The 21,063-nt window shown below is 65.2% G+C and carries 17 protein-coding genes and 1 tRNA gene; 6 read left to right on the plus strand and 12 right to left on the minus strand.

Annotated features, from left to right (window positions below; translation table 11 throughout):
• Positions 1-2: 2 nt before the first annotated feature.
• From QUV11_RS02945 to QUV11_RS02980, 8 genes are all read right to left on the minus strand, one after another.
• A complete protein-coding gene (locus tag QUV11_RS02945; protein WP_300880469.1) occupies positions 3-1,085 on the minus strand; it encodes a pyridoxal-phosphate dependent enzyme in 1,083 nt (360 codons plus the stop codon).
• Positions 1,082-3,127, minus strand: coding sequence for a M3 family metallopeptidase (locus QUV11_RS02950; protein ID WP_300880470.1), 2,046 nt, complete (start codon positions 3,125-3,127; stop codon positions 1,082-1,084). The genes QUV11_RS02945 and QUV11_RS02950 overlap by 4 nt, the downstream gene beginning before the upstream one ends.
• Positions 3,128-3,179: 52 nt before the next feature.
• A complete protein-coding gene (locus QUV11_RS02955; protein ID WP_300880471.1) occupies positions 3,180-5,255 on the minus strand; it encodes a tetratricopeptide repeat protein in 2,076 nt (691 codons plus the stop codon).
• Positions 5,239-6,645: a PEP-CTERM-box response regulator transcription factor gene (prsR, locus tag QUV11_RS02960; RefSeq protein WP_300880472.1), complete on the minus strand. Its 1,407-nt coding sequence runs from the start codon at positions 6,643-6,645 to the stop codon at positions 5,239-5,241. Before prsR ends, QUV11_RS02955 begins: the two co-directional genes overlap by 17 nt.
• A gap of 5 nt (positions 6,646-6,650) precedes the next feature.
• A complete protein-coding gene (gene prsK / locus QUV11_RS02965) occupies positions 6,651-8,768 on the minus strand; it encodes an XrtA/PEP-CTERM system histidine kinase PrsK (protein ID WP_300880473.1) in 2,118 nt (705 codons plus the stop codon).
• A 4-nt stretch (positions 8,769-8,772) separates the two neighbouring features.
• A complete protein-coding gene (locus QUV11_RS02970; protein ID WP_300880474.1) occupies positions 8,773-10,158 on the minus strand; it encodes a TIGR03013 family XrtA/PEP-CTERM system glycosyltransferase in 1,386 nt (461 codons plus the stop codon).
• Positions 10,159-10,278: 120 nt separating this feature from the next.
• A complete protein-coding gene (locus QUV11_RS02975; protein WP_300880475.1) occupies positions 10,279-10,563 on the minus strand; it encodes a hypothetical protein in 285 nt (94 codons plus the stop codon).
• A gap of 79 nt (positions 10,564-10,642) precedes the next feature.
• Positions 10,643-12,040 carry a short-chain fatty acyl-CoA regulator family protein gene (locus QUV11_RS02980; protein ID WP_300880476.1) on the minus strand — a complete coding sequence of 466 codons (1,398 nt, stop codon included), beginning with the start codon at positions 12,038-12,040 and terminating at the stop codon, positions 10,643-10,645.
• Positions 12,041-12,426: 386 nt separating this feature from the next.
• Here QUV11_RS02980 and QUV11_RS02985 point away from each other — a divergent pair, with 386 nt between their 5' ends.
• Positions 12,427-12,774 (plus strand): hypothetical protein, encoded by a 348-nt coding sequence (locus QUV11_RS02985; protein ID WP_300880477.1) that lies wholly within the window; start codon positions 12,427-12,429, stop codon positions 12,772-12,774.
• Positions 12,775-12,801: 27 nt separating this feature from the next.
• Here QUV11_RS02985 and QUV11_RS02990 read toward each other — a convergent pair whose 3' ends face one another.
• The 3 genes from QUV11_RS02990 to QUV11_RS03000 form a co-directional block, all read right to left on the minus strand.
• Positions 12,802-13,395 (minus strand): DUF3501 family protein, encoded by a 594-nt coding sequence (locus QUV11_RS02990; protein WP_300880478.1) that lies wholly within the window; start codon positions 13,393-13,395, stop codon positions 12,802-12,804.
• 17 nt (positions 13,396-13,412) lie between these two features.
• A complete protein-coding gene (locus QUV11_RS02995) occupies positions 13,413-14,756 on the minus strand; it encodes a heterodisulfide reductase-related iron-sulfur binding cluster (RefSeq protein WP_300880479.1) in 1,344 nt (447 codons plus the stop codon).
• A 227-nt stretch (positions 14,757-14,983) separates the two neighbouring features.
• Positions 14,984-15,409, minus strand: a complete 426-nt coding sequence (locus QUV11_RS03000; protein ID WP_289618378.1) for a rubrerythrin family protein — start codon at positions 15,407-15,409, stop codon at positions 14,984-14,986.
• A gap of 237 nt (positions 15,410-15,646) precedes the next feature.
• Here QUV11_RS03000 and QUV11_RS03005 point away from each other — a divergent pair, with 237 nt between their 5' ends.
• Both QUV11_RS03005 and QUV11_RS03010 read left to right on the plus strand, forming a co-directional pair.
• Positions 15,647-15,922, plus strand: coding sequence for an HU family DNA-binding protein (locus tag QUV11_RS03005; RefSeq protein ID WP_289618379.1), 276 nt, complete (start codon positions 15,647-15,649; stop codon positions 15,920-15,922).
• 154 nt (positions 15,923-16,076) lie between these two features.
• A complete protein-coding gene (locus QUV11_RS03010; RefSeq protein ID WP_300880506.1) occupies positions 16,077-17,546 on the plus strand; it encodes an ATP-binding protein in 1,470 nt (489 codons plus the stop codon).
• Between the two features lie 138 nt (positions 17,547-17,684).
• Here QUV11_RS03010 and QUV11_RS03015 read toward each other — a convergent pair whose 3' ends face one another.
• Positions 17,685-19,013: a dihydroorotase gene (locus QUV11_RS03015; protein WP_300880480.1), complete on the minus strand. Its 1,329-nt coding sequence runs from the start codon at positions 19,011-19,013 to the stop codon at positions 17,685-17,687.
• A gap of 47 nt (positions 19,014-19,060) precedes the next feature.
• Here QUV11_RS03015 and QUV11_RS03020 point away from each other — a divergent pair, with 47 nt between their 5' ends.
• The 3 genes from QUV11_RS03020 (at position 19,061) to QUV11_RS03030 (ending at position 20,697) form a co-directional block, all read left to right on the plus strand.
• Entirely contained in the window at positions 19,061-19,810 is a 750-nt protein-coding gene (locus QUV11_RS03020) for a folate-binding protein (protein WP_300880481.1), read from the plus strand.
• 59 nt (positions 19,811-19,869) lie between these two features.
• Entirely contained in the window at positions 19,870-20,517 is a 648-nt protein-coding gene (locus QUV11_RS03025) for a TetR/AcrR family transcriptional regulator (protein WP_300880482.1), read from the plus strand.
• Between the two features lie 105 nt (positions 20,518-20,622).
• Positions 20,623-20,697 (plus strand) — tRNA-Val (locus QUV11_RS03030).
• The last annotated feature ends 366 nt before the right edge of the window (positions 20,698-21,063 follow it).

Below are 21,063 nucleotides of genomic sequence, written 5' to 3' on the forward strand. Positions count from 1 at the left end.
CATTACAGAATTCCCTTGTCGCTGTGACCCAGCATCCGCGCAATATGCTGCGCCGAGGCTTGCCAGTCGATGCCGCAGCCTTCCAGCCACGCATCGTCGTAATAGGTGCAGCCGTAGCGGTCGCCGCCATCGCAGAGCAAGGTGACGATGCTGCCGGTTTCGCCTGCTGCTGCCATCTCCGCGATCAGCGTGGCGCAGGCCCACAAATTGGTGCCGGTCGATCCGCCGACCCGCCGCCCCAGCCGGTCGGAGAGCGCGCGCATCGCACCGATGCTGGCACCGTCCTCCACCGCGATCATCCGGTCGATCACTCCGGGGACGAAGCTGGGCTCGACCCGCGGGCGACCGATCCCCTCGATCTTGCTCGCACAGCCCTCGGGCAGCACGGTCGCCGAGCGGTCGTGAAAATGCCGGTGGAACACCGAATGCTCGGGGTCGGCGACGCACAGCCGGGTCGCATACCGCTGGTAACGCAGATAGCGGCCGATGGTCGCTGAGGTGCCACCGGTGCCCGCGCCGCAGACGATCCAGTCGGGCACGCTGTGCTCCTCCTGCATCATCTGCGCGAAGATGCTCTCGGCGATGTTGTTGTTGCCGCGCCAATCGGTCGCGCGTTCGGCAAAAGTGAACTGGTCGAGATAATGCCCGCCGGTTTCGTCAGCCAGCCGGTGCGCGACGTCGTAGACGCTGCGCGGGTCGTCGACCATGTGGATCTCGCCGCCCTGGAAGCGGATCGCATCGAGCTTGGGCGCAGCCGTGGTCGCAGGCACCACCGCGATGAAGCGCAGCCCCAGCATCCGCGCGAAATACGCCTCGCTGACCGCGGTCGAGCCCGACGACGCCTCGATGACGCAGCTGTCTGGGCCGATCCATTCGTTGCACAGCGCATAGAGGAAAAGCGAACGCGCCAGCCGGTGCTTGAGGCTGCCGGTGGGGTGCGAGCTTTCATCCTTGAGATACAGCGTGATGCCGGGAAACCGCGGCAGATCGAGCCGGATCAGGTGCGTGTCGGCCGAGCGGTTGTAGTCCGCTTCGATCCGCCGCACCGCCTCGTCGAGCCAGCCGCGCGGGCACAGATCGCTCATGCAGCCGCGTCCTGCAGCCCGTGCCGGATCAGCATCGCCTGCGGATCGGGATCGCGCCCGCGAAACGCCCGGAAGCTCTCGGCAGCCGGCCGGGTGGCACCGCGCGCCAGCACCTCGGCGCGGAAACGGTCGCCCGTTGTGCGGTCGAGCAGACCGGCCTCGGCGAACGCCATGAACCCGTCGGCGGCGAGCAGTTCGGCCCACAGATAGCTGTAATAGCCCGCCGCATAGCCGCCGGCGAAGATGTGGCTGAACGCGTGCGGGAAGCGGTGCCACTCGGGCGGGCGCATCACCGAAACCTCGTCGCGCACCGCCTCGATCACCTCGACCGGATCGTTGCCCATCGTGCCCAGGTGCAGCAGCATGTCGAACAGCGCGAACTCGATCTGGCGGATCAGGAACAGACCCGCCTGGAAGTGCCGGGCCTTGAGCAGCCGGTCGAACAGGTCTTCAGGCAAAGGCTCGCCAGTGCGGTGGTGGCCCGACATCGCGGTCAGCACGCTGCGGTCCCAGGCAAAGTCTTCCATCAGCTGGCTGGGCAGTTCGACCGCATCCCATTCGAACCCGCTGACACCCGCGATGCTCGGCCGATCGACCTGGGTGAGCAGCAGGTGCAGGCAATGGCCGGTCTCGTGCAGCAGCGTACCGACATCATTGTGGCTGAGCAGCGACGGGGTGTCGGCGCCTGCCGGCGAGAAATTGCACACCATATAGGCGACCGGCACTTGGCTGAAATCGCCATCGCTGCGCCTTGGCCGCGCCTCGCCCATCCACGCGCCGCCCCGCTTGCCGGTGCGCGCGAACAGATCGAGATACAGGCCCGCGACCGTGCTGCCGCTTTCATCGACCACATCGAAGAAGCGCGCATCGGCGTGATAGAGCGAGACATCGGTGTTTTCGACCAACTGGATGCCGAAGAGCTTGGCGAGCAGATCCTGCCAGCCCGCCATCACGCGATCGACCGGGAAATAGCTGCGCACCTCGGCCTCGTCGACCGCATAGACCGCCTGGCGCAATTTGTTCGACGCAAAGCCGACATCCCACGGCTGCAGATCGGTGATCCCAAGCCTTTCGGCGGCAAAGGCGCGCAATTCATCCAGATCGCGCTGCGCCGCTGGGCGCGCGCGGCCCGCCAGATCGCGCAGGAAGGTCAGCACCGCGCCACCATCCGATGCCATCTTGGTGGCGAGCGACCAATCGACCGGATCGGCAAAGCCAAGCAGGTCGGCCGCCTCGCGCCGCAGCTCGAGGATGTGCGCCATCCGCTCGGAATTGTCGAACGCACCTGCATTGGGCCCCTGATCCGACGCGCGCGTGCCGAAGGCGCGGTAGACGCGGGCGCGCAGGTCGCGGTTCTCGGCGAAGGTCAGGATCGCATTGACGCTGGGCATCTGCAGCGTCACCCGCCAGCCGGTCTCGCTTTTGGCAGCAGCCGCGGCGGCGAACATCGCCTTGTCATTATCGGATACGCCAGCCAGATCGGCCTCGTCGGTGATCAATTCGCCCCAGGCATCGGTCGCATCGAGCACCGCGCTGCCAAAGGCGTTGGACAGCGACGACAGCTCGACTGAGATGTCCTCGAACCGCTGCCGTGCCTCGGCCTCGAGCGCGACGCCCGCCAGCCGGAAGTCGCGCAGCGCATGGTCCACCGCCACCCGGTCGGCCTGAGGCAGATCGGCAAAATCGGGGGTCTGCGACAGCGCGGTGAACACCTCGAACAGCTCGCGGTTCTGCGCGACCTTGATCGAGTTGGTCACCAGCCGCTGTTCGCCTTGCTGATAGGCCGCGCGCAGTTCGGGCGAATCAGCCACCGCGTGGAGGTGCGAGACCGCCGCCCAGATCGCGCCCAGATCGGCTTCGACGCGCTCGAACGGCAGCCAGGTTTCGGCAAAGCCGGTGGGCCGCGTGGTGGTCAATGTTTCGACCACGGCGGCATGCCGGGCGAGCGCCGCATCCAGCGCCGGCGCGATGTGGTCGGCGGTGATTTCGGCAAAGCGCGGCAGCGCGCGCGTATCGGAAAGGGGGTTGTGTGTGTCGGTCATGCCCTTCCCATAGCCCAAATCGGTGGGGGGTCAGGCAAAAAATTGGCGTGGATCAGCTGTCCTGAAGCTCGCGCAGCATCGCGGCGGCGGCCCCTCGCTCGGGAAACGCCCCCAGCGCCAGCGACGCCCTGAGCGCTCCCACCGCCTGCGCCGTCTTGCCCGCCTCGGCATAGGCCTGCGCCAGATGATAGCGCAGCCAGGGGTTGCGCGGGTTTTTGGCCTGGGCCTTTTCCAGCATTTCGACCGCGACCACCGCACGGTCGCCCTCGGCGGTCAGCGTCAGACCGCGCATATGGGTGGCAAGCGTGCTGGCGGGCTGCACCCGATACGCCAGCCGCGCATCGTGCGCTGCGGCTGCAGCGTTACCGTTGCGCAGCCGCGCCAGCGCCAGATCGGCCAGCAGCAGCGGCTGGTTGTTGCCCAGCCTTGCATGAAGCGCGCCCAACGTCAGGATCGCGCCCGGCCAGTTGCTGCGATCGATATACGCATTGGCGAGCAATCTGAGCCCACCGGTGTTGGCAGGGCTGTAGCCCACAAAGCGCACCAGCAGCGCGTCGGCCTCGTCGGCGCTCCCGGCCTCGCGCAGCGCCAGCGACAGGCGGCGGACCACCGGCTCGGACAGCCGGATCTCCGCGGCACGACGGTAGAACGGAAGCGCCGCGGCCGCATCGCCCCCAGCAAAGAGGACATCGCCCAGCAGGACCTGGGCATCGGGAACGCCGGGGTTGGCGTCGGCCAGCGGCTTGGCAAACTCGGCCGCCAACGCAAAATCGCCATTGGCCACCAGCATGCGGACATAGGGGATGACCGTACGTGCATCGCCCGGCGCGGTGCGCGCGGCATCGGCCAGCATCCACGGCTCGTCCGCTTCAGCGAGACGCACCATCGGCGCGGTGTCGGGCTCGGCGGCGCGCGCGAGATAGTCGGTCGCCTGCGCGCCCTCGCCGATCGCCTCGAGCGAGCGCGCCACCAAAGTCAGCAGATAGGCGCTGGTGCCGCCCTGATCGGCGACCGGACGGAACTTGGAGAGCAGCATTTCATGCTCCCCCTCGGCATACAGCGCGCGCGCCAGCAGTTCGGCGGCGCGGCGGTTGTATGGCTGGGCATTGGCCAGCCTTTCGAACCGGTCGATCGCCTGGCGGTAATTGCCCAGCTGGAACTCGACCACGCCCTCGACCTGCATCACCGAGGGCACCCGCTCGAGGGCACCACCGGTCTTCTGGATCAGGTTGCGCGCCAGGCCGTATTGGCCCGCGCGCGCCGCCAGCACCGCCTGAAGAAAATATCCGCGCGGGTTGGCGGGCTGCAACGCCACGATCTGGCGCGCAGCGGCCAGCATATCGCGCATCCGGCCCATATCGCCCAAGGTGGCGGCATATTCGCCCAGCACGCTGACATCGTTGGGGTCGATGCTCAAGGCGCGTTCGAACCACGGCAGCGATGCGGCGAGCCCGTACTGGCTGCGGACCAGTTCGGCGCGAAGTTGCAGCGCACGCACGTTGCCGCTGTTGAGCTTCACCGCGTACTCTGCCGCCTCGACTCCGCCCGCCTGATCGCCCGATACGATGCGGATCCGCGCGATATCGGTCCACAGCATGCTGTCTTCAGGCGCAAATTGCAGCGCCCGGTCGAACGCAGCGCGCGCTGAATCGATGGCGCCCAGCGCGAGGTGCGCGCGGCCCTGCGTGCGCGCGGCATAGCCCGCATCGCGGGTCGGCACCGGGCCCTCGCCCAGCCATGACAGCGCCGCATCGGGCCGGCCCTGCAGCACCAGCGCCTCGGCCATGGCAGCGCGCACCTGCGCCCGATCGGCGCCCAACTCCAGCGCGCGGGTGAGCTCGGCCTCGGCGCCGGCGGAATCGAACAACGCCAGAAAGACGCGCGCCTGTGCAATGCGCGCGTCGGGCAGGCGCGGCGCGGCCTTGATCGCGTTCATCAGCTCGATCCGCGCGGCACGGTAGTCTCCGCGTGCCCGGTAGTCCTCGGCGCGCGCCATCGCCTGGCGCGCCGCGCCCGTGTCTTCGGCCTGCAGCGGCATCGCCAGGCCGCCCAGCACCAAGGCGCTGGCGACCAGCGCCAGCGTCACGCGCCGTACGAGCCCGGACCGAGGATCAGCTCTGGATGTCATATTGCCTGAGCAGATCGTACAAGGTCGGCCGGCTGATGCCCAGCAGCTTGGCCGCGCCCGAGATGTTGCCCTCGGTCCGCGCCAGCGCATGGCGGATCGCCTTGCGGTCGGCGAGTTCGCGGGACGCCTTGAGGTTCAGGAACTCGGCCGTTTCCGGCTCGGCGCGTTCGAGATCCAGGTCCTCGGCGCGCACCAGCCGGGTTTCGGCCATGATCACCGCGCGCTTCACCCGGTTTTCGAGCTCGCGGACATTGCCCGGCCAGTGCCACGCGTCGAGCATCTTGAGCGCATCGGGTGCGAAGCCCCTGACCGCCGGGTTCATCTCGGCGGCGAATTTCCCCAGGAAATGCTTGGCGAGCAGCACCGCATCGCCCGGCCGTTCGGCAAGCGCGGGAATATTGACGACGATCTCGGCCAGCCGGTAAAACAGATCCTCGCGGAAGCGTTCCTCGGCGATCATCTTTTCAAGGTTCTGATGCGTGGCGCAGACAACGCGCGTGTCGACCGCGATCGCGCTGCGCCCTCCGACCCGCTCGATCACGCGCTCCTGCAAAAAGCGCAGCAGCTTGACCTGCAACGGCAGCGGGATGTCACCCACCTCGTCGAGGAACAACGTGCCGCCCTCGGCCTGCTCGATCTTGCCGATGGTGGTCTTGATCGCGCCGGTGAACGCGCCCTTTTCATGCCCGAACAGTTCGGATTCGAGCAGATTTTCGGGGATCGCCGCGCAGTTGATCGCTACGAACGCCTTGCCGCGCCGGTTGCTTTTGTCGTGCAGCCCGCGCGCGAACAGTTCCTTGCCGGTGCCGCTGGCGCCGAGCAGCATCACCGAGACGTTGGTGTTGGCGACGCGCTCGATGGTGCGCGCGGCCTTGACCATCTGGGCATCGGCGGTGATCATCCCGCCCAGCACGGTATGGTCTTCGCCCGATTTCTGGTTGAGCCTTGCATTCTCGCGTTCGATCTGCTGGACATTGAGCGCGCGGCGCACGATCAATGCCAGGTCGTCGATCTCGACCGGCTTGCGATAGAAATCATACGCGCCCTGCGCGATCGCGTCGCGCGCGCTCTGGCGTTCGCCGTGGCCCGATGCGATGATCACCTTGGTATCGGGCTTGAGCCGCAGGATGTCGGCAAGCGTCGCAAAACCCTCGCTCACGCCATCGGGATCCGGCGGCAGGCCAAGATCGAGCGTGACGACATCGGGCTCCTCATAGCGCAGCAGATCGATCGCACTGGCACGGTCGCTGGCGCACAGCACTTCGAAATCGTCGAACGCCCATTTGAGCTGGCGCTGCAGCCCGGCGTCATCCTCCACCACCAGCAGCCGCGGCAGCCTGGGCTGGCCCTTGCTGCCGTTCATGGCAGCATTGGGGGTCAGATCGTTCATCGTCATTATACCTTTGCAGCCAAAAGCGGGCCGTCCAGCGCCGCCTCGTCATTCTCGATCCGCGTGGCGAGCGGCAGATAGACCGCAAAGCGGCTGCCCTCGCCTTCTCGGCTTTCCACTTCGATCCGCCCGTTCATCGCTTCGACCAGCAACCGCGCCTCATAGGCACCGATGCCGAAACCGTCGGCCTTGCTCGAGATGAACGGCTTGAACAGCTTGGCGCGGACAAATTCGGTCGACATTCCCGATCCATGATCAACGATCTCGATCACCCCGTTCAGGCCGTCACGCGACAGGCTGACATAGACCGGATGATCAGCACCGCTGGCGTCGATGGCGTTCTGGATGAGATGCCCCAGGACCTGTTCGAGCTGCACGGGATCCGCCATCAGCGTCATGCGCGGCGCGCTGCTGGCAACCACCGGGTGGCGCTCGGCCTTGTCGGCGATCACCGCGCGGACCACCCGCTCGGCATCGATCGCACGGATGCCGTCACCGGTGGACCGGGCATAGCCGGTCAGCCGCTGGATCAGCGTGTTCATCTTGCCCACCGAATTCTGCAGCGTTGCGATCATGTCGGCACGAAACTCGGGGTTGTCGGCGTGCCTTTCGGCGTTGCGCGCAACCAGGCTCAACTGGCTGACCAGATTCTTGATGTCGTGCATCACAAAGGCCATCCGGCGGTTGAATTCGTCGAACTGATCCGCCTCGCGCAACGCTTCCTGGCTGCGCGCCTCGGCCAGATAGCTCGCGAGCTGCCGCCCGACGAGGCGCAGGAGGTCGAGGTCCTCCCAGTCGAGTTGGCGCTCGATCACCGGGCGCGACAGCACCACCAGCCCTGCCAACCGGTCGAAATGCACCAAGGGGACGATCGCCCACGCGTTGCTTTCCGCAAGAATCCAGTCAGGGATCGCGCGCTGGTCGGTCAACGCATCCTTGCCCGAGCGCAGCGCCTCGAGCTCGACAATCCGGGCTGTTGCCTGGAAATAGCCGATGGTGCTGGCGGTGCAGGCCTGCGCCGGGACATCGGCCGTAGGCCAGTTGAACCGTGCCTGGAGTTGCAGCCTGCCGCCATCGGTCGGTGCCAGCAACAGTCCTGACGGGCTGTCGCTGATGTCGGCGGCGGCCTTGATGACGCGCTCGTGAAACGGCGCCGTGCCGTCGCCAGGCCTGCCGATCGTCTCGGTGAACCGGATCCATTCGGCGCGATAGTCATAGCGGTGCTGGAAAAAATGCTTGGTCGCCTTGACCCGGAACCAGGCGCGAAAGCGGTCGGACGGCAGCAGGATCATCGCGGCGAGCGACATGCCGAGGACCAGCAGCACCTGCGCACTTGAAGCGACCGCGCCGCCGAAGGAACGCAGCATCTGCGCCACTGCGATCATCGTCACCAGATAGCCGAGAATTGCGAACAGCGAGAGCGAGCGATAAGCGACCTTGCGCGACAAGGTGAGCTTCCACCCGCCCGGACGGTTGGCCGCGAGCGCGAAGAAGGGTACCGCAAAGACCATCAGCACGCCGCGCAGCGCCACCAGATCGGCGGGCAGCGCATCGCCCAGATAGCCGACGGTGTAGAGGTTGAGGTCATACAGCCACATCGCGGCGAGCGCGGTCAGCGGCAACCGCAGGCTGGCGCGGGTCTCGGTGTCGGCAACGCTGTAAAGGTTGTTCGCCAGCACCAAGACACCCACGGTGAAGATCATCCGCAGCAGCATGGCAACGGAAAACGCCAGCTCTCCGGGCCGGGGCATGCCCTGATTGGCGGCATGCCAGAACGCGACCATCGGTTGCCCGATGAGCACCACTGCGAGCACCAGATAGACGGCGGTGACGGTGCGCGGTTGCGCGCGCGCCGACCGGACCATCTGGAACAGGAATGCCAGCCAGGCGAGATTGCGCATCGATTCCGCAAGCCCGGCCGTGCCATGCCCGCCGCCCAAGGTGGCAGCGGCAAAAGCCCACAGGCTGGTTGCCAGCAACGCCAGCAGCAACGCAGCGTCGCCCAGCGAAGGACGACTGTGCATCTGGCCTGCCCAGCGCCGCACCAGCCACGCTGCGACCAGCATGGTCAGCGCGGCCGCTGCTGCATGTCCCCAAAGGCCTATGGCGTGCCAGTTGGCCATCGGGTCAGCGCGCGCCGTCGGGCCACAGCACCACCCGCAGCGTCTGCAGAATGATCAGCAGATCGAGGAACGGCGTGTAGTTCTTTGCATAATAAAGGTCGTACTCGAGCTTGTGCCGCGAATCTTCCACCGAGGCACCATAAGGATAGTTGATCTGGGCCCAGCCGGTGATGCCGGGCTTCACCATGTGCCGCTCGTTGTAATAGCGCATCTGGGTTTCGAGGCTGGCAACGAACTCCGGCCGTTCGGGCCGCGGGCCGACGAAGCTCATATCGCCCTTGAGCACGCTCCACGCCTGGGGCAGTTCGTCGATTCGAACCTTGCGGATGAACCGGCCCAGACGGGTGATGCGCGGATCGTCCTTTTGCGCCCATTGCGCGCCATCGACTTCGGCATCGGTCCGCATCGAGCGCAGCTTGATGATCTCGAACGGCTGACCATACAGCCCGACGCGTTCCTGCTTGAAGAATGCCGGCCCCTTGCTGTCCAGCTTCACCAACAGTGCGAAGATCAGGATGATCGGCGCGGTCAGCGCCAGCAGGATCGAACTGACGACGAGGTCGAACAGCCTTTTGGCGATGGTCGAGATGCGGCGACCCGCAGAAAAGCCGTCCGAAAAGATCAGCCAGCTCGGGTTGACCGTATCGAGATCAACCCGTCCGGTCTCGCGTTCCAGAAACGTCGACAGATCGTTGACGTGCACGCCGGTGGTCTTGATCCGCAGCAGGTCGTTGACCGGCAGCGCATTGCGCCGCTCTTCCAGTGCGAGAACGACCTCGGTGACGTTCAGGTTCTCGACGTGCTTGGCGAGGTTCTTGATCGCATCGCGGTTGATCGCCTCTTCGACGACCAATGCGCCATCGTTCATCGCGACAAAGCCGACCAGCACGAAACCCGCGTCGGGCCGGTCGGCAAGGACCTGCACCCGTTGAGCGCGCTTGCCGGCACCCAGCACCATCAGGCGGCGCTTGAAAGCGGTGGTGCCCAGCAGCCCGCTGAGCAAAATTCGAATACCGACCAGAAACACGATCGACAGCCCCATCGCGTACAGGCTGTTGGACCGCCACAGGGTCGTGCCCGGCAGCACGAAATAGGTGACCGACAACAGGATCACGCCAAGCGAGATCGCGACCAGCAGCCTGGCTGCGGCAAAACGGAGCGATTGCAGCGAATCCGGACCATACACCCCGACCGCGATCATCGCCATGTGGACCAGGAATGCGAACGTGATGATCGGCAGCGGCCGCTGGCTCAGCGGCTCGATCGCCATGCCGATCTCGCGCGCGCGCCAGACCCAACCCAATTCCGCGGCCAGCCCCAGCAGCGCGAGGTCAAAAAAGCCGAGCAGCAGCACCGCATGCGGCACATAATGTTTGAACAGCCTGAACATGGCTGCTGTTATAGACGCACAATCGTCAAGTGTCGGTTAATTTTACAGCGCCGGCCGGGCCAGACACCGCGATTTTCCGCGAATGTGTCAAAGTATTTTACGGTTTTGGCATGCGCCGGGTTATTCGCCGATCTTCTGTGCGGCGTCCTGCGCGGCATCGCCGACCTGCTGCGCTGCATCGCCGACCTGGTTAGCCGCACCCGCCACCGCATCGGTACGCACTTCACCCTGTTGCAGGAACTGCCAGGCGATCAAGCCGCCGACCACCAGTACCAGCAATGCCAGCGCCATCATCAGGCCCGATCCGCCACCCGATCGCCGCTCGATCACGGTGGTATGGGTGTGCGTGGGAGCTGCCGGCTGTTCGGTGACCACGGTTTCGGTACGATCGTTCGGGGTCGTCATCAGATGATCTCCAGCAGCATGTGTGTGCGCTGGATACGTGCCGGATGCTCCGCAGTTCCCGACGGCAGCGCCGGGCCGCTCAATCGGTGACGAAATCGAAAGGGGTGACGCCGCGTTCGCGGTCATCGAACTTCAACCGGATTCCCAAAGGCGGCTTCGAGCGCTGCGGACAGTCGCCGCGCTTGCACATCGCACAGCCCGGGCCGATGCGGGTGGCGCCCGCGGCGCTCAGGTCCAGTCCGCGTGCATAGCACAAGGTCGCGGCCTGATCGACCGCAACGCCAAGGCCGATGGCGAACTCCGCGGTCGTGCCACCTGCGCCATAGCCTGTGCCCTGCACGCTGCGCGCCAGCGTCAGCCAGCGGCTGGCGTCTTCCAGTTCGACCAGCTGCACCTGTACCTGGCTGGGGCGGGAAAACGCCTGGTGGAGATGCCACAGCGGGCACGTGACCTCGGTATCGGCCAACGGCGCGCGGCTGGCACCGCCAAAGCGCTTGGACACCTGGCCCGCGCGGTCGACGCGGATCATGAAGAAGCCCAGTCCCCGCTGCCCCACCCGCTGGAGCGTCGTCAGCCGGTGGGCGACATGCTCGAAGCCCGCTCCGAAACGCCGCTGCAGCAGCAGCATGTCGTAGCCCGATTGTTCGCAGGCGCGCAGGAACCGGCCATACGGCATCATCAGGGCGGCGGCGAAATAGCTGAAGATGTGGCGCTGATACAATCGCTCGGCGGTGCGGTCGCCAAATTGGGCGCCTGCCACCAGCGCGTTGATGTCCGCGCGATGCTCGAGCTGGCCGAGCAGATACGCGGCCTGGAAGGTCCGCGAGGCCATGTCCAGCATCTCGGACAGTTGCAACTGGCGCGCATGCAGGTCGAGCCTGCGCAGCCGCCCCGGCATCACGTTTTCGGGCAGGATGCGGATTGCGAGCTGGTGCTTGGTGCGCAGCCGCTCGGCGATCGCGGAATACAGATCGCCGCTTTGCAGCCGCAATGCGTCGGCCAGCTCCTCGGCAGCGTGGTCCAGATCGGCGAAATGGTTGCGCCAGCGCTCGATCTCGCTGCGCACCCGCGCCACCGGATCGTCGACCGCGCCTGCCACGGCGCCTGCGCCGGCACCCCCTTGCACCCGGTCGAACAGCCGCGCGAACGCCGCAGCCGTTCCGGGCGAGGACACCAGCCAGTCCTCGATCTCGCCGGGCTCGATCCCCAGATCGGCAAACGCCGGGTCGGACAGGCGGCGACGCATCGGTCCGAGGCCGCCGCCGGGCTCATCGCCGGTCAGGTCACGCGGGTCGACATCGAACCGCTCGGCCAAGGCCAGCATCAGCCGCGCGCTGACCGGGCGCAGGTTGCGCTCGAGCAGATTGAGGTAGCTGGGCGAGATATCCAGCCGTTCGGCCATCGCGGCCTGAGTCAGCCCGGCATTGCGGCGCAATCGGCGCAAAGCGGGCCCCGCGTGGAGAGAAGCATCGACCATAGCCCAACGTGTAATAATCGTGACAAAATGACAAGTCGAAAGCCGGATAAGGTCGCAAATTTCGTGATTTTCTTGTCAATTTGGATGGCATTCCACCGCGCAGCCGATAGGTCGTTGCTCAGCAGACGCCCAGGCCAAGACCTAGCAGGAGAGGATGAGGGTGAGCGGGGCAACCCCGCCACCCTTGCTTGCCAAACCGGCCTGTACGCGAACCGCCCCTTTGCCCGCCCTTGCCCGGGCCCGAGCTTTCCTGGGGAGGAAAGACATGCCGCCGGGGGCTCTGCCACCGGCGGCATTTTCGCGCCGCATCTTGGCTACGGACTGTTAACCCGCCGCTGGTAAGACCCCGGCTCGACGTCCAGAACCGATGGGGCTTTGTCTAAGATATGCTGAAAGAGGTCATGCTGGGATCGGGCGGCATCATGCTAGCTGCCGTGATTTTCGCGTCGTCGATGACGCCCGGCACCGCCCCGGTTGCCGACGTGCCCGCAGAGCCTGTTGCAGCGGTGGCACCCGCCCCACCCGCGCGCGTCCTCACCGCACCTCGCCCGGCGCCGATTTTCCCCGAAGAAAGCGGCGACCTGACGTTCGGTGCGCCGATGATCGAGGCCGTGCCGGTGGAATCCGGGACGGCCGATCCGGAGCTCAGCACCGCGATCCCCGGCAGCGCCGAAGCCCAAGGCGGGCGCCAGTTCTACGCCAGGCCGGGCCGCCCTTACCCCACGCCCCGTTGACCGCGCCCTGCTGACCGGCCCACCAGCTTACAGGCAGGCGCGGGTCAGATAGCTGCGCGTTTCTGCGCCGATCAGCGCGGCGTGGCCGTAACTGGGGTGGGTGATCTGGACCATCGCGACATTGCCGCCGTCGTGCCATGCCGCGATCGCCGCATCGTCGAGCGGGAAGTGCAGGAAGTGCACTGCACTCGCCTTGCCCGAGGCGCTGGTGCGCTCGACATCCTGTTCCGGCTGCGCCGCGACGCGCACGCTGCCGATGGTCAGGAAGATATGCTGCTCGACCCCGCCGATGGTCCGCAAAAAGGCATCGCGGCGTTCGGGGTTCTCGATCTCGAACATCAAGGTCGCGGTCAGCTCGCGGCCATTGGGGACCATCGGGTTATAGGCCGCCAGCTCGTCGGTCAGCTGCGCTTCCCCGCCCTTTTCGATGCGCAGCATTTCCTGGATCTGTAGCCACATGCTGTCCCAGCTTTCGAAGGTGATCATCGCATGCGGACCGATAGCCAGCCGGGAGAACCTCTTGGCGAGGATGCTTTCCTGCCGTTTGTCCCTCCGGATCAGCTCGTAATCGGCAAGGTCCATGATGTCGTCACGAGTGATGGAACGGCGATCCTTTGGCATGATTGTTTCCATGTGGGTTAAAATCCGTAGGCCTTGGCCATCAGCTCGACGGGGTGGCCGATCCGTTCTGGCACCCGGGCAGAGCCGCCCAGTTCCATCGCCTGCTTGAGATGCGCTCCAGCCAGCGGACATTCGCTGACCATGTAATCGGGCGCGGTCTTTTCCAGCGCGCGCACGGTGGGCCGCGCAAGCTTCACCGCGGTGTCGAAATTGTCCTTGTAGATGCCCCATTTGCCGCCATGGCCCGAGCAGCGCTCGGTCATCACCGGCCGCGCTTCGGGGATCAGCTTGAGCATCTCCATCGCCTTCGGCCCCATGTTCTGCGCGCGCGAATGGCAGGCGAAATGCACGCCGATGCTGGCATCCATCGCCTCGACCGGGGTAAGCCCCGATTCCTTGGAGAGCTTGACGATGTATTCGCTGATGTCGTGCGTGGCTGCCGAAAGCTTGGCGATGTCGGCATTGTCGGGCTCGATCAGCGGCCATTCGAACTTCATCATCAGCGCGCAGCTCGCAGTGATCGCCACCACCGCATAGCCCTGGTCGATCAGCGGCGCGAAGTGCGCGGCGACGCGCGCGGCGGCGCTGGCAACCGCGGGGATGTCTCCGTTCTCGAGCTTGGGCATGCCGCAGCATTCGGGATGCTCGATTCGCACCTCCACGCCGTTGTGCGCCAGCACCTTGACCGCGGCCTCGCCGGGTGTCTGGTCGTTGAACTGGTCATAGCAGCTGGCGTACAGCGCCACCCGGCGGCCAAAGCCGGGAGCATCCGGATTGGGCGCGCGCACCAGAGCGGGCGCACGGTTGGTCAGCGGGACATCGGCAAAGTCGGGGAGATGCGCGCGCGTATCGATCCCCAGCATCGATTGCATGATACCGCGCGTGGTCGTGTTGCCGCCATCGGTCGCCCAGTTGGCGACGTCCGAAAAGACGCTGCCCAGCTTGCCGTTGCGGTCGGTTTCGGCGAGCAGGCGATCGGCTTTCGAGGTGAGCCCCTTGCGATGCTCGACCGCGCGATAGCGCAGCATCAGGTGCGGAAAATCCAGGTCGAACTCGTGCGGCGGCACATAGGGACATTTCACCATGAAACACATGTCGCACAAGGTGCAGGCATCGACGACCTGCTTGACCTGCCCGGCGTCGAGATCCTCGACCTCCTCATTTGGGCTGTCGTCGATCATGTCGAATAATTTGGGGAAGCTGTCGCACAGGTTGAAGCATCGCCTGCAGCCATGGCAGATATCGAACACCCGGCGCATCTCGGCGTCAAGCGCGGCCTCATCATACCAGCTTTCGTCACGCCACGGCAGAACATGCCGCGTCGGCGCGTCCAGACTGCCTTCCTTATAGCCGGTTGCCATGTGCATGCCTCATAAAATCCTCCCCGGCACGGGGAGGGGGACCGCAACGCGGTGGAGGGGAAACGTCTGGGTAAAATGCTTGTCGGGAAGCACTATCCCGTTTCCCCTCCGTCAGCCCTGCGGGCTGCCACTTCCCCGTTCCGGGTGAGGATTGGCCAAATCAGAAAAATGGCCTGCCCACCGCGCCGGAACGCAGCGGACAGGCCGAGTTGTCGTTCAACTGAAACTCAGGCTTCGGCCAGCAGCGCGTCGAGCGTTTTCTGGAACTTGCCGGCATGGCTCTTTTCCGCCTTGGCAAGCGTCTCGAACCAGTCTGCGATCTCGTCAAAACCTTCATCGCGGGCGGTCTTGGCCATGCCCGGATACATATCGGTGTATTCGTGGGTTTCGCCCGCGATCGCCGACTTCAGATTGTCGGTGGTGCTGCCGATCGGCTCGCCGGTGGCGGGATCGCCGCATTCTTCAAGGAACTCCAGATGACCATGCGCGTGGCCGGTTTCGCCCTCCGCCGTCGACCGGAAAACCGCGGCCACGTCATTATGGCCTTCGATATCCGCCTTCTGGGCGAAATACAGATAGCGGCGGTTGGCCTGGCTTTCGCCGGCAAACGCATCCTTGAGGCTCTGTTCGGTCTTCGATCCCTTGAGTTCCATGCTGCATCCTCTTCGTGATTGTCACCCTGAAGCCCCGAGACTACGGAGCGAATGGACCGCTTGCTATAAGATTTTTCCGCATAGCTTGATCGATTCAATCGATCACAGTAATTGATATTAGTTCTCACTTACGATCAATCGTCGTCATTTTGGGTGATTTCAGCAGCAATCCCCGTGACGAACCGCAAATCAGCCGCTAAACCCCCGCCACCGAATCCAAGCAGAAGGACGTTACCCATGAATAATGCTGAACTTGCAGACAAGATTGCCACCGACCACAACGTCACCAAGGCCGACGCGCGCAAGCTGGTTGACGGCGTGTTCGCTGCCATCGCCGATGCAGCTGCTGCCGGCGAGGAAATCTCGATCAATGGCTTTGGCAAGTTCAAGGTGAAGTCGACCCCGGAGCGCGAAGGTCGCAACCCCGGCACCGGCGCCACCATCACCATCAAGGCATCCAAGAAGCTCGGCTTCACCCCCGCAAAGGCGGTGAAGGACAAGCTAAACGGCTGATCCGCCCGTTCACTCGGTATCTTACGCAAAACCCCGCCCTCACCGGCGGGGTTTTGTTGTTCTGGCACCAGCAATAGGGTCGAACGCATAGCTATCCCCAGCCGCCTCGCCCGTGCGGTTGCAACTCGCCTGCCATGGCGATAGGGCCACCGATGTGGGCGCATCGATCGACATTGGCCGGGATGAGACAGGGCAGACTGTCTGCATCGACATGGAAGAGCTGCTGGCGACGCGGCTTCTGGTGCAGGGCAATTCGGGCTCGGGAAAATCGCATCTGCTGCGCCGACTGCTCGAGCAAAGCGCAGGGATGGTCCAGCAGGTGATCATCGATCCCGAGGGCGATTTCGTCACTCTGGCCGATGCCTACACCCATGTCGTGATCGATGCCGGCGACTATAACGAGCGCGAGATCGCCCGCATCGGCGCGCGGATCCGCGAGCACCGCGCCTCGGTGATCCTCAACCTCGAACAGCTCGAGCTCGAAGCGCAGATGACCTGCGCTGCCGCGTTCCTCAACGCGCTATTCGATGCGCCACGCGAGCATTGGTATCCTGCGCTGGTGGTGGTCGACGAAGCGCAGATGTTTGCACCCTCGGTTGCAGGCGACGTGCCCGATCCGGTCCGCCGTGCGAGCCTGAGCGCGATGACCAACCTGATGTGCCGGGGCCGCAAGCGTGGCCTTGCCGGCGCCATCGCCACCCAGCGGCTGGCCAAGCTCGCCAAGAACGTCGCGGCAGAAGCCAGCAACTTCCTGATGGGCCGGACCTTTCTCGACATCGACATGGCGCGCGCCGCCGATCTGCTGGGGATGGAACGTCGCCAGGCCGAGCGCATCCGCGATCTTCAGCGCGGCTGCTTTCTGGGGCTGGGCCCGGCGATCTCGCGTCGCCCCGTGGCGATCCGCATCGGTGCGACGCAGACCGTCTCGCGCACCGGAACGCACACGCTGCTGCCGATGCCCGATGCCGAACCCGAAGCGTTGCGCGACCGTCTGTTTGGCGATGACGGCAGCGCGCCACCACCCACATTGCCCAGGCCCCGCCCGGTTCCGATCGCCGCAGACGAGCTGATCAGTTCGATCGAGCCCGCGCCGATGGCCGCCCAGCCGGCGATCTTCGCCGCGCGCCAGGAGGCCGAGGACGCTGCCGACGCGATCGACAGCGAGGCGGTGATCGTGGCGGTGCTGCGCGACATGCTGGCCGAAGCCAGCGCGTCTGCTCAGCCCGACGCGCTGCTCTATCAGGATTTCTCGGTGCGCTGCCGGATGCAGCGGCTGGTACGTGCGCCGCTCGATCTCGATGGCTTCCGCCAGAGGCTGGCGCTGGCGCGCGGCGGCGTGTTCGACCCCGCCGATCCCGTCTGGGCGCCCGCGATCGATGCCGCCGCCCGGTTGCCTCAGGACATGTACGCGCCGTTCCTGCTGATCGCCCGCGCCGCGATGGAGGGCCAGGCCTGCCCCGACGATGCGGCGCTCGGCCAAGCCTATGGCACCAGCTCGCCGGGCCGGATCAGGCGGCTGATCGATTACATGGAAAAGCAGGGCGTGATCGTCGTGCGCGCCGATTTCGGCGGCCGGCGCTCGGTGGGAATTCCCGAACTGGGGTTGAGCACCGGGGTGGAGTAATTGCCGCCGGGTTGGCGAAGGACGAAAAACCCTCTGCCCCAATCATCGTCACCCCCGCGAACGCGGGGGTCCCGCTTCTTCCGCTACGCCGCCGCAAAAGCGGGATTCCCGCGTTCGCGGGAATGACGAAAGTTCGGATCAGAATTCCGTGGCCTCGAACCGCACCGGCTCGCCCACCGCGCTGTCGGCCAGCGTATCTTCCCACATCACCCGGTTGCCGCGGATGATCGTGCCAATCGGCTTGCCGGTCAGCTCCATGCCGGTGAACGGGCTCCAGCCGCAGCGCGATTCGAGCCAGTCCTCGGTCACCGTCCACTTTTTCTTGAGATCGACGATGGTGAAATCGGCGTCATAGCCCGCCGCGATCCGTCCCTTGCCGACCAGCCCGAAGATGCGCTGCGCGCCCGCCGAGGTGAGGTCGATCAGCCGCTGCATCGACACTCGCCCGTGGTGCATGTGATCGAGCAGCAGCGGCAGCAGCGTCTGCACGCCGGGCATGCCGCTGGGGCTGTCGGGATAGGTCTTGGACTTTTCCTCGATGGTGTGCGGCGCATGATCCGATCCGATGACATCGGGCACGCCCTGCGCCAGCCAGCGCCAGAGGCCATCGCGGTGCGCGCCGCTGCGGATCGGCGGGTTCATCTGCGCATAGGTGCCAAGCCTGGGATACGCCTCTTCACCCGCCAGCGTAAGATGCTGCGGGGTCACCTCGCAGGTGGCGATATCCTTGTGCTGCGCGATCAGCTCGAGCTCTGCGGGCGTCGTGATGTGCAGGATGTGGATGCGGCGCTTGGCCTCGCGCGCCAGCTTCAGGATGCGCTTTGTCGCCAGCATCGCGCTCTCGTCGTCGCGCCACACCGGGTGCGAGGAAGGATCGCCGGTGACGCGCAGGTCGGCGCGCGCGTTCATGCGGAACTCGTCCTCGGCGTGGATCGCGACGCGGCGCTTGCCGCTGGCGAGCACCCGCGCGAGCGCGCCATCGTCCGCCACCAGAAGGTCGCCGGTCGATGCGCCCATGAAGATCTTGACGCCTGCTGTGCCGGGAATGCGTTCGAGCTCGGCGAGTTCGGGGGCGTTGGCGCAGGTCGCACCGACGTAGAAGGCATGGTCGCACCACATGCGATGATGCGCGCGCGCGAGCTTGTCGGCGACGCGATCGGCGGTATCGGTGTTGGGCTTGGTGTTGGGCATCTCGAACACTGCGGTCACCCCGCCCATCACCGCGGCGCGGCTGCCCGATTCGAGGTCTTCCTTGTGCTCGAGCCCCGGCTCGCGGAAATGCACCTGGCTGTCGATCACCCCGGGCAACACATGCAGCCCGGTGCAGTCGATCACCTCGCCCGCATCGCCCGAAAGCGCGCCGATCGCGACGATCTTGCCGCCGGTCACGCCGACATCGGCCGCCACCGGACCACCCGGCAGGTATACGGTGCCATCCTTGATGATAAGGTCGAAGCTGCCCGTCATGTCCGTCTCCGCTTGATTAGTTGCGGTTGATACGCATGTAGTGGCCTATGTCCACCCATAGCACACTGGCCCACCGGGCGCTCATCCGCCTTTCGCCCGCAGATCCAGGCGAGGACGTGCGCGTGTTCCTGCAGGGGCTGGTGACGCAGGACACCCGCCTCGTTCTCCCCGGAAAGCCGCAATATGGCGCGCTTTTGAGCGCCCAGGGCAAGATGCTGTTCGACTTTTTGCTGTGGGATGACGGCCCGGACGTGCTGATCGATTGCGCCGCCGATGTCGCGAACGACCTTGCCAAGCGGCTCACGCTCTATCGCCTGCGTCGCAAGATTTCTATCGCCCGCGATGAAAGTCTCGGCGTCCACTGGTCGCCCGAGCCTGTCGACGGCGCCTCCCCCGACCCACGGCTGGCCGCCCTGGGCTGGCGCTGGCTGGCGCGTGTATCCGGCGAGGAGGGCGCGGACGCAAGCTGGCGGGCGCACCGCCTCGCGCTCGGTGTCCCCGAAGGCTTGGCCGAACTGGGCGACATCCTGTGGCTGGAGACCAACGCGGTCGAACTGAACGGAGTGAGCTTCGACAAGGGCTGCTATGTCGGGCAGGAGAACACCGCGCGGATGAACTGGCGGCAGAAAATCAACCGCCGCATCGTCGTGCTGCCGATTGCCCAGGCCGATGCCAAGCGCCAGAAGATCGCCCATGACGATCTGGGTCTGTCGGTCGAACACCGCCGGACCGAGGACCTGAACGCGGCGGATCTGCCCGAATGGCAGCGTGCGGCCTTGGGCGAAAGCAACATTTGATAATCTGCAGATTTTATCGTATAACCGCCTTACCCCAGTAAGTCAGTCAGGCTGATCCCATGTCTCGCCCGCTCAATGATCACGATGCCATCCGCACCCAGTTGATGGATGCGGCCGAAGACATGGTGCGCGCGCGCGGCGCGATCAACCTGTCGCTGAGCGAAGTCGCCGCGGCTTGCGGCATGTCGCAATCGAGCTTCTATCGCTATTTCGCGTCTAAGGAGGCGTTCTTCGAGGCGATCGCCGGGCGCTGGTTCGAGGAGCTCAACCAGATCATGGAAGAGGTCGTCGCCTCCGACCTGCCCCCGCGCGAGAAATTGTACGAATTCTTTGCCCGCCGGGTCGCGATCAAGCGCGCACGGTTCGAAGCCGACCCGGTGCTGTTCAAGGCCAACATGGATCTGGGCGAGGAACATTGGGAAGTGATCCGGGGCTATGTCGACCTTGCCGATCACTATATGGCGGTGATCCTGGGCGAGGCGATGGCCGAAGGCTATTTCCCCGGCTACGATCTGGATCATGTGGTGTCGCTCACCAACCTGATCGTTCAGCCGTTCTGCAATCCGTTCGTGATGATGGACATGATCCGCACCGCGACCCCGGAAAACCTGCGGATCGTCATCAACACGCTGTTCGATGGCCTTGTCGCCCGGCAGACGGCGGTTGCCGATGGTGCCAATGTGACGCCGTTGCGGGCGATTTCCTGAGCCCCCACCGCTGCTTCAAGCCGGTTTGCCCCTCTTGCCAAGCCGCACCGCTTCTGGCAATGGAGCGCTCCGCATGGCCCCGCCGCAACCGGCAGAGGCGCGAGCGGGCGCGTAGCTCAGTGGTAGAGCACACCCTTCACACGGGTGGGGTCGCAGGTTCAATCCCTGCCGCGCCCACCATCTTTTCAATGACTTAGAAGAGATGACCCGTGTTTCCATGAAAAAAACATGAAAAACTTTTTGGCTGGATTTTGGCCTGGCCCGTTTTGAGCGCGCGTGAAACTCACTCGGACACATGCCGCCGCGCGCATCCATTCTGGCCGAGGCCTGCTGCTGAGTGATTCGCGTCAGCGACGTTTCTGACGCTGACCGCCAAACACGATCTAGGTCTTGCGGATCGATTGAGACAGGTCGCCTCAACCCTGCCCGCCGCTGACATATGCTTATGAAAAATTTCGATTGGCTGTCTTGGCGGTTGTCGCAGCGACCGACCAAAAGTTTGTGTCGGCTTTGCAATAGAGGCAGGATAGCCGTTTCTCTGTAGGA

Source organism: Blastomonas sp. (assembly GCF_030373265.1).
In the GTDB taxonomy this organism is placed as follows: domain Bacteria; phylum Pseudomonadota; class Alphaproteobacteria; order Sphingomonadales; family Sphingomonadaceae; genus Blastomonas.

Excerpts from the sequence above, each read along its gene's own strand:
- QUV11_RS03025 (WP_300880482.1), top strand. The coding sequence starts at position 19,870 with ATGTCTCGCCCGCTCAATGATCACGATGCCATCCGCACCCAGTTGATG.
- QUV11_RS02945 (WP_300880469.1), bottom strand. The coding sequence starts at position 1,085 with ATGAGCGATCTGTGCCCGCGCGGCTGGCTCGACGAGGCGGTGCGGCGG.
- QUV11_RS03015 (WP_300880480.1), bottom strand. The coding sequence starts at position 19,013 with ATGACGGGCAGCTTCGACCTTATCATCAAGGATGGCACCGTATACCTG.
- QUV11_RS02970 (WP_300880474.1), bottom strand. The coding sequence starts at position 10,158 with ATGTTCAGGCTGTTCAAACATTATGTGCCGCATGCGGTGCTGCTGCTC.
- prsK (WP_300880473.1), bottom strand. The coding sequence starts at position 8,768 with ATGGCCAACTGGCACGCCATAGGCCTTTGGGGACATGCAGCAGCGGCC.
- QUV11_RS02985 (WP_300880477.1), top strand. The coding sequence starts at position 12,427 with ATGCTGAAAGAGGTCATGCTGGGATCGGGCGGCATCATGCTAGCTGCC.
- QUV11_RS03000 (WP_289618378.1), bottom strand. The coding sequence starts at position 15,409 with ATGGAACTCAAGGGATCGAAGACCGAACAGAGCCTCAAGGATGCGTTT.
- QUV11_RS02975 (WP_300880475.1), bottom strand. The coding sequence starts at position 10,563 with ATGACGACCCCGAACGATCGTACCGAAACCGTGGTCACCGAACAGCCG.
- prsR (WP_300880472.1), bottom strand. The coding sequence starts at position 6,645 with ATGAACGATCTGACCCCCAATGCTGCCATGAACGGCAGCAAGGGCCAG.
- QUV11_RS03005 (WP_289618379.1), top strand. The coding sequence starts at position 15,647 with ATGAATAATGCTGAACTTGCAGACAAGATTGCCACCGACCACAACGTC.
- QUV11_RS02990 (WP_300880478.1), bottom strand. The coding sequence starts at position 13,395 with ATGCCAAAGGATCGCCGTTCCATCACTCGTGACGACATCATGGACCTT.
- QUV11_RS03020 (WP_300880481.1), top strand. The coding sequence starts at position 19,061 with ATGTCCACCCATAGCACACTGGCCCACCGGGCGCTCATCCGCCTTTCG.
- QUV11_RS02950 (WP_300880470.1), bottom strand. The coding sequence starts at position 3,127 with ATGACCGACACACACAACCCCCTTTCCGATACGCGCGCGCTGCCGCGC.
- QUV11_RS02995 (WP_300880479.1), bottom strand. The coding sequence starts at position 14,756 with ATGGCAACCGGCTATAAGGAAGGCAGTCTGGACGCGCCGACGCGGCAT.
- QUV11_RS02980 (WP_300880476.1), bottom strand. The coding sequence starts at position 12,040 with ATGGTCGATGCTTCTCTCCACGCGGGGCCCGCTTTGCGCCGATTGCGC.
- QUV11_RS02955 (WP_300880471.1), bottom strand. The coding sequence starts at position 5,255 with ATGACATCCAGAGCTGATCCTCGGTCCGGGCTCGTACGGCGCGTGACG.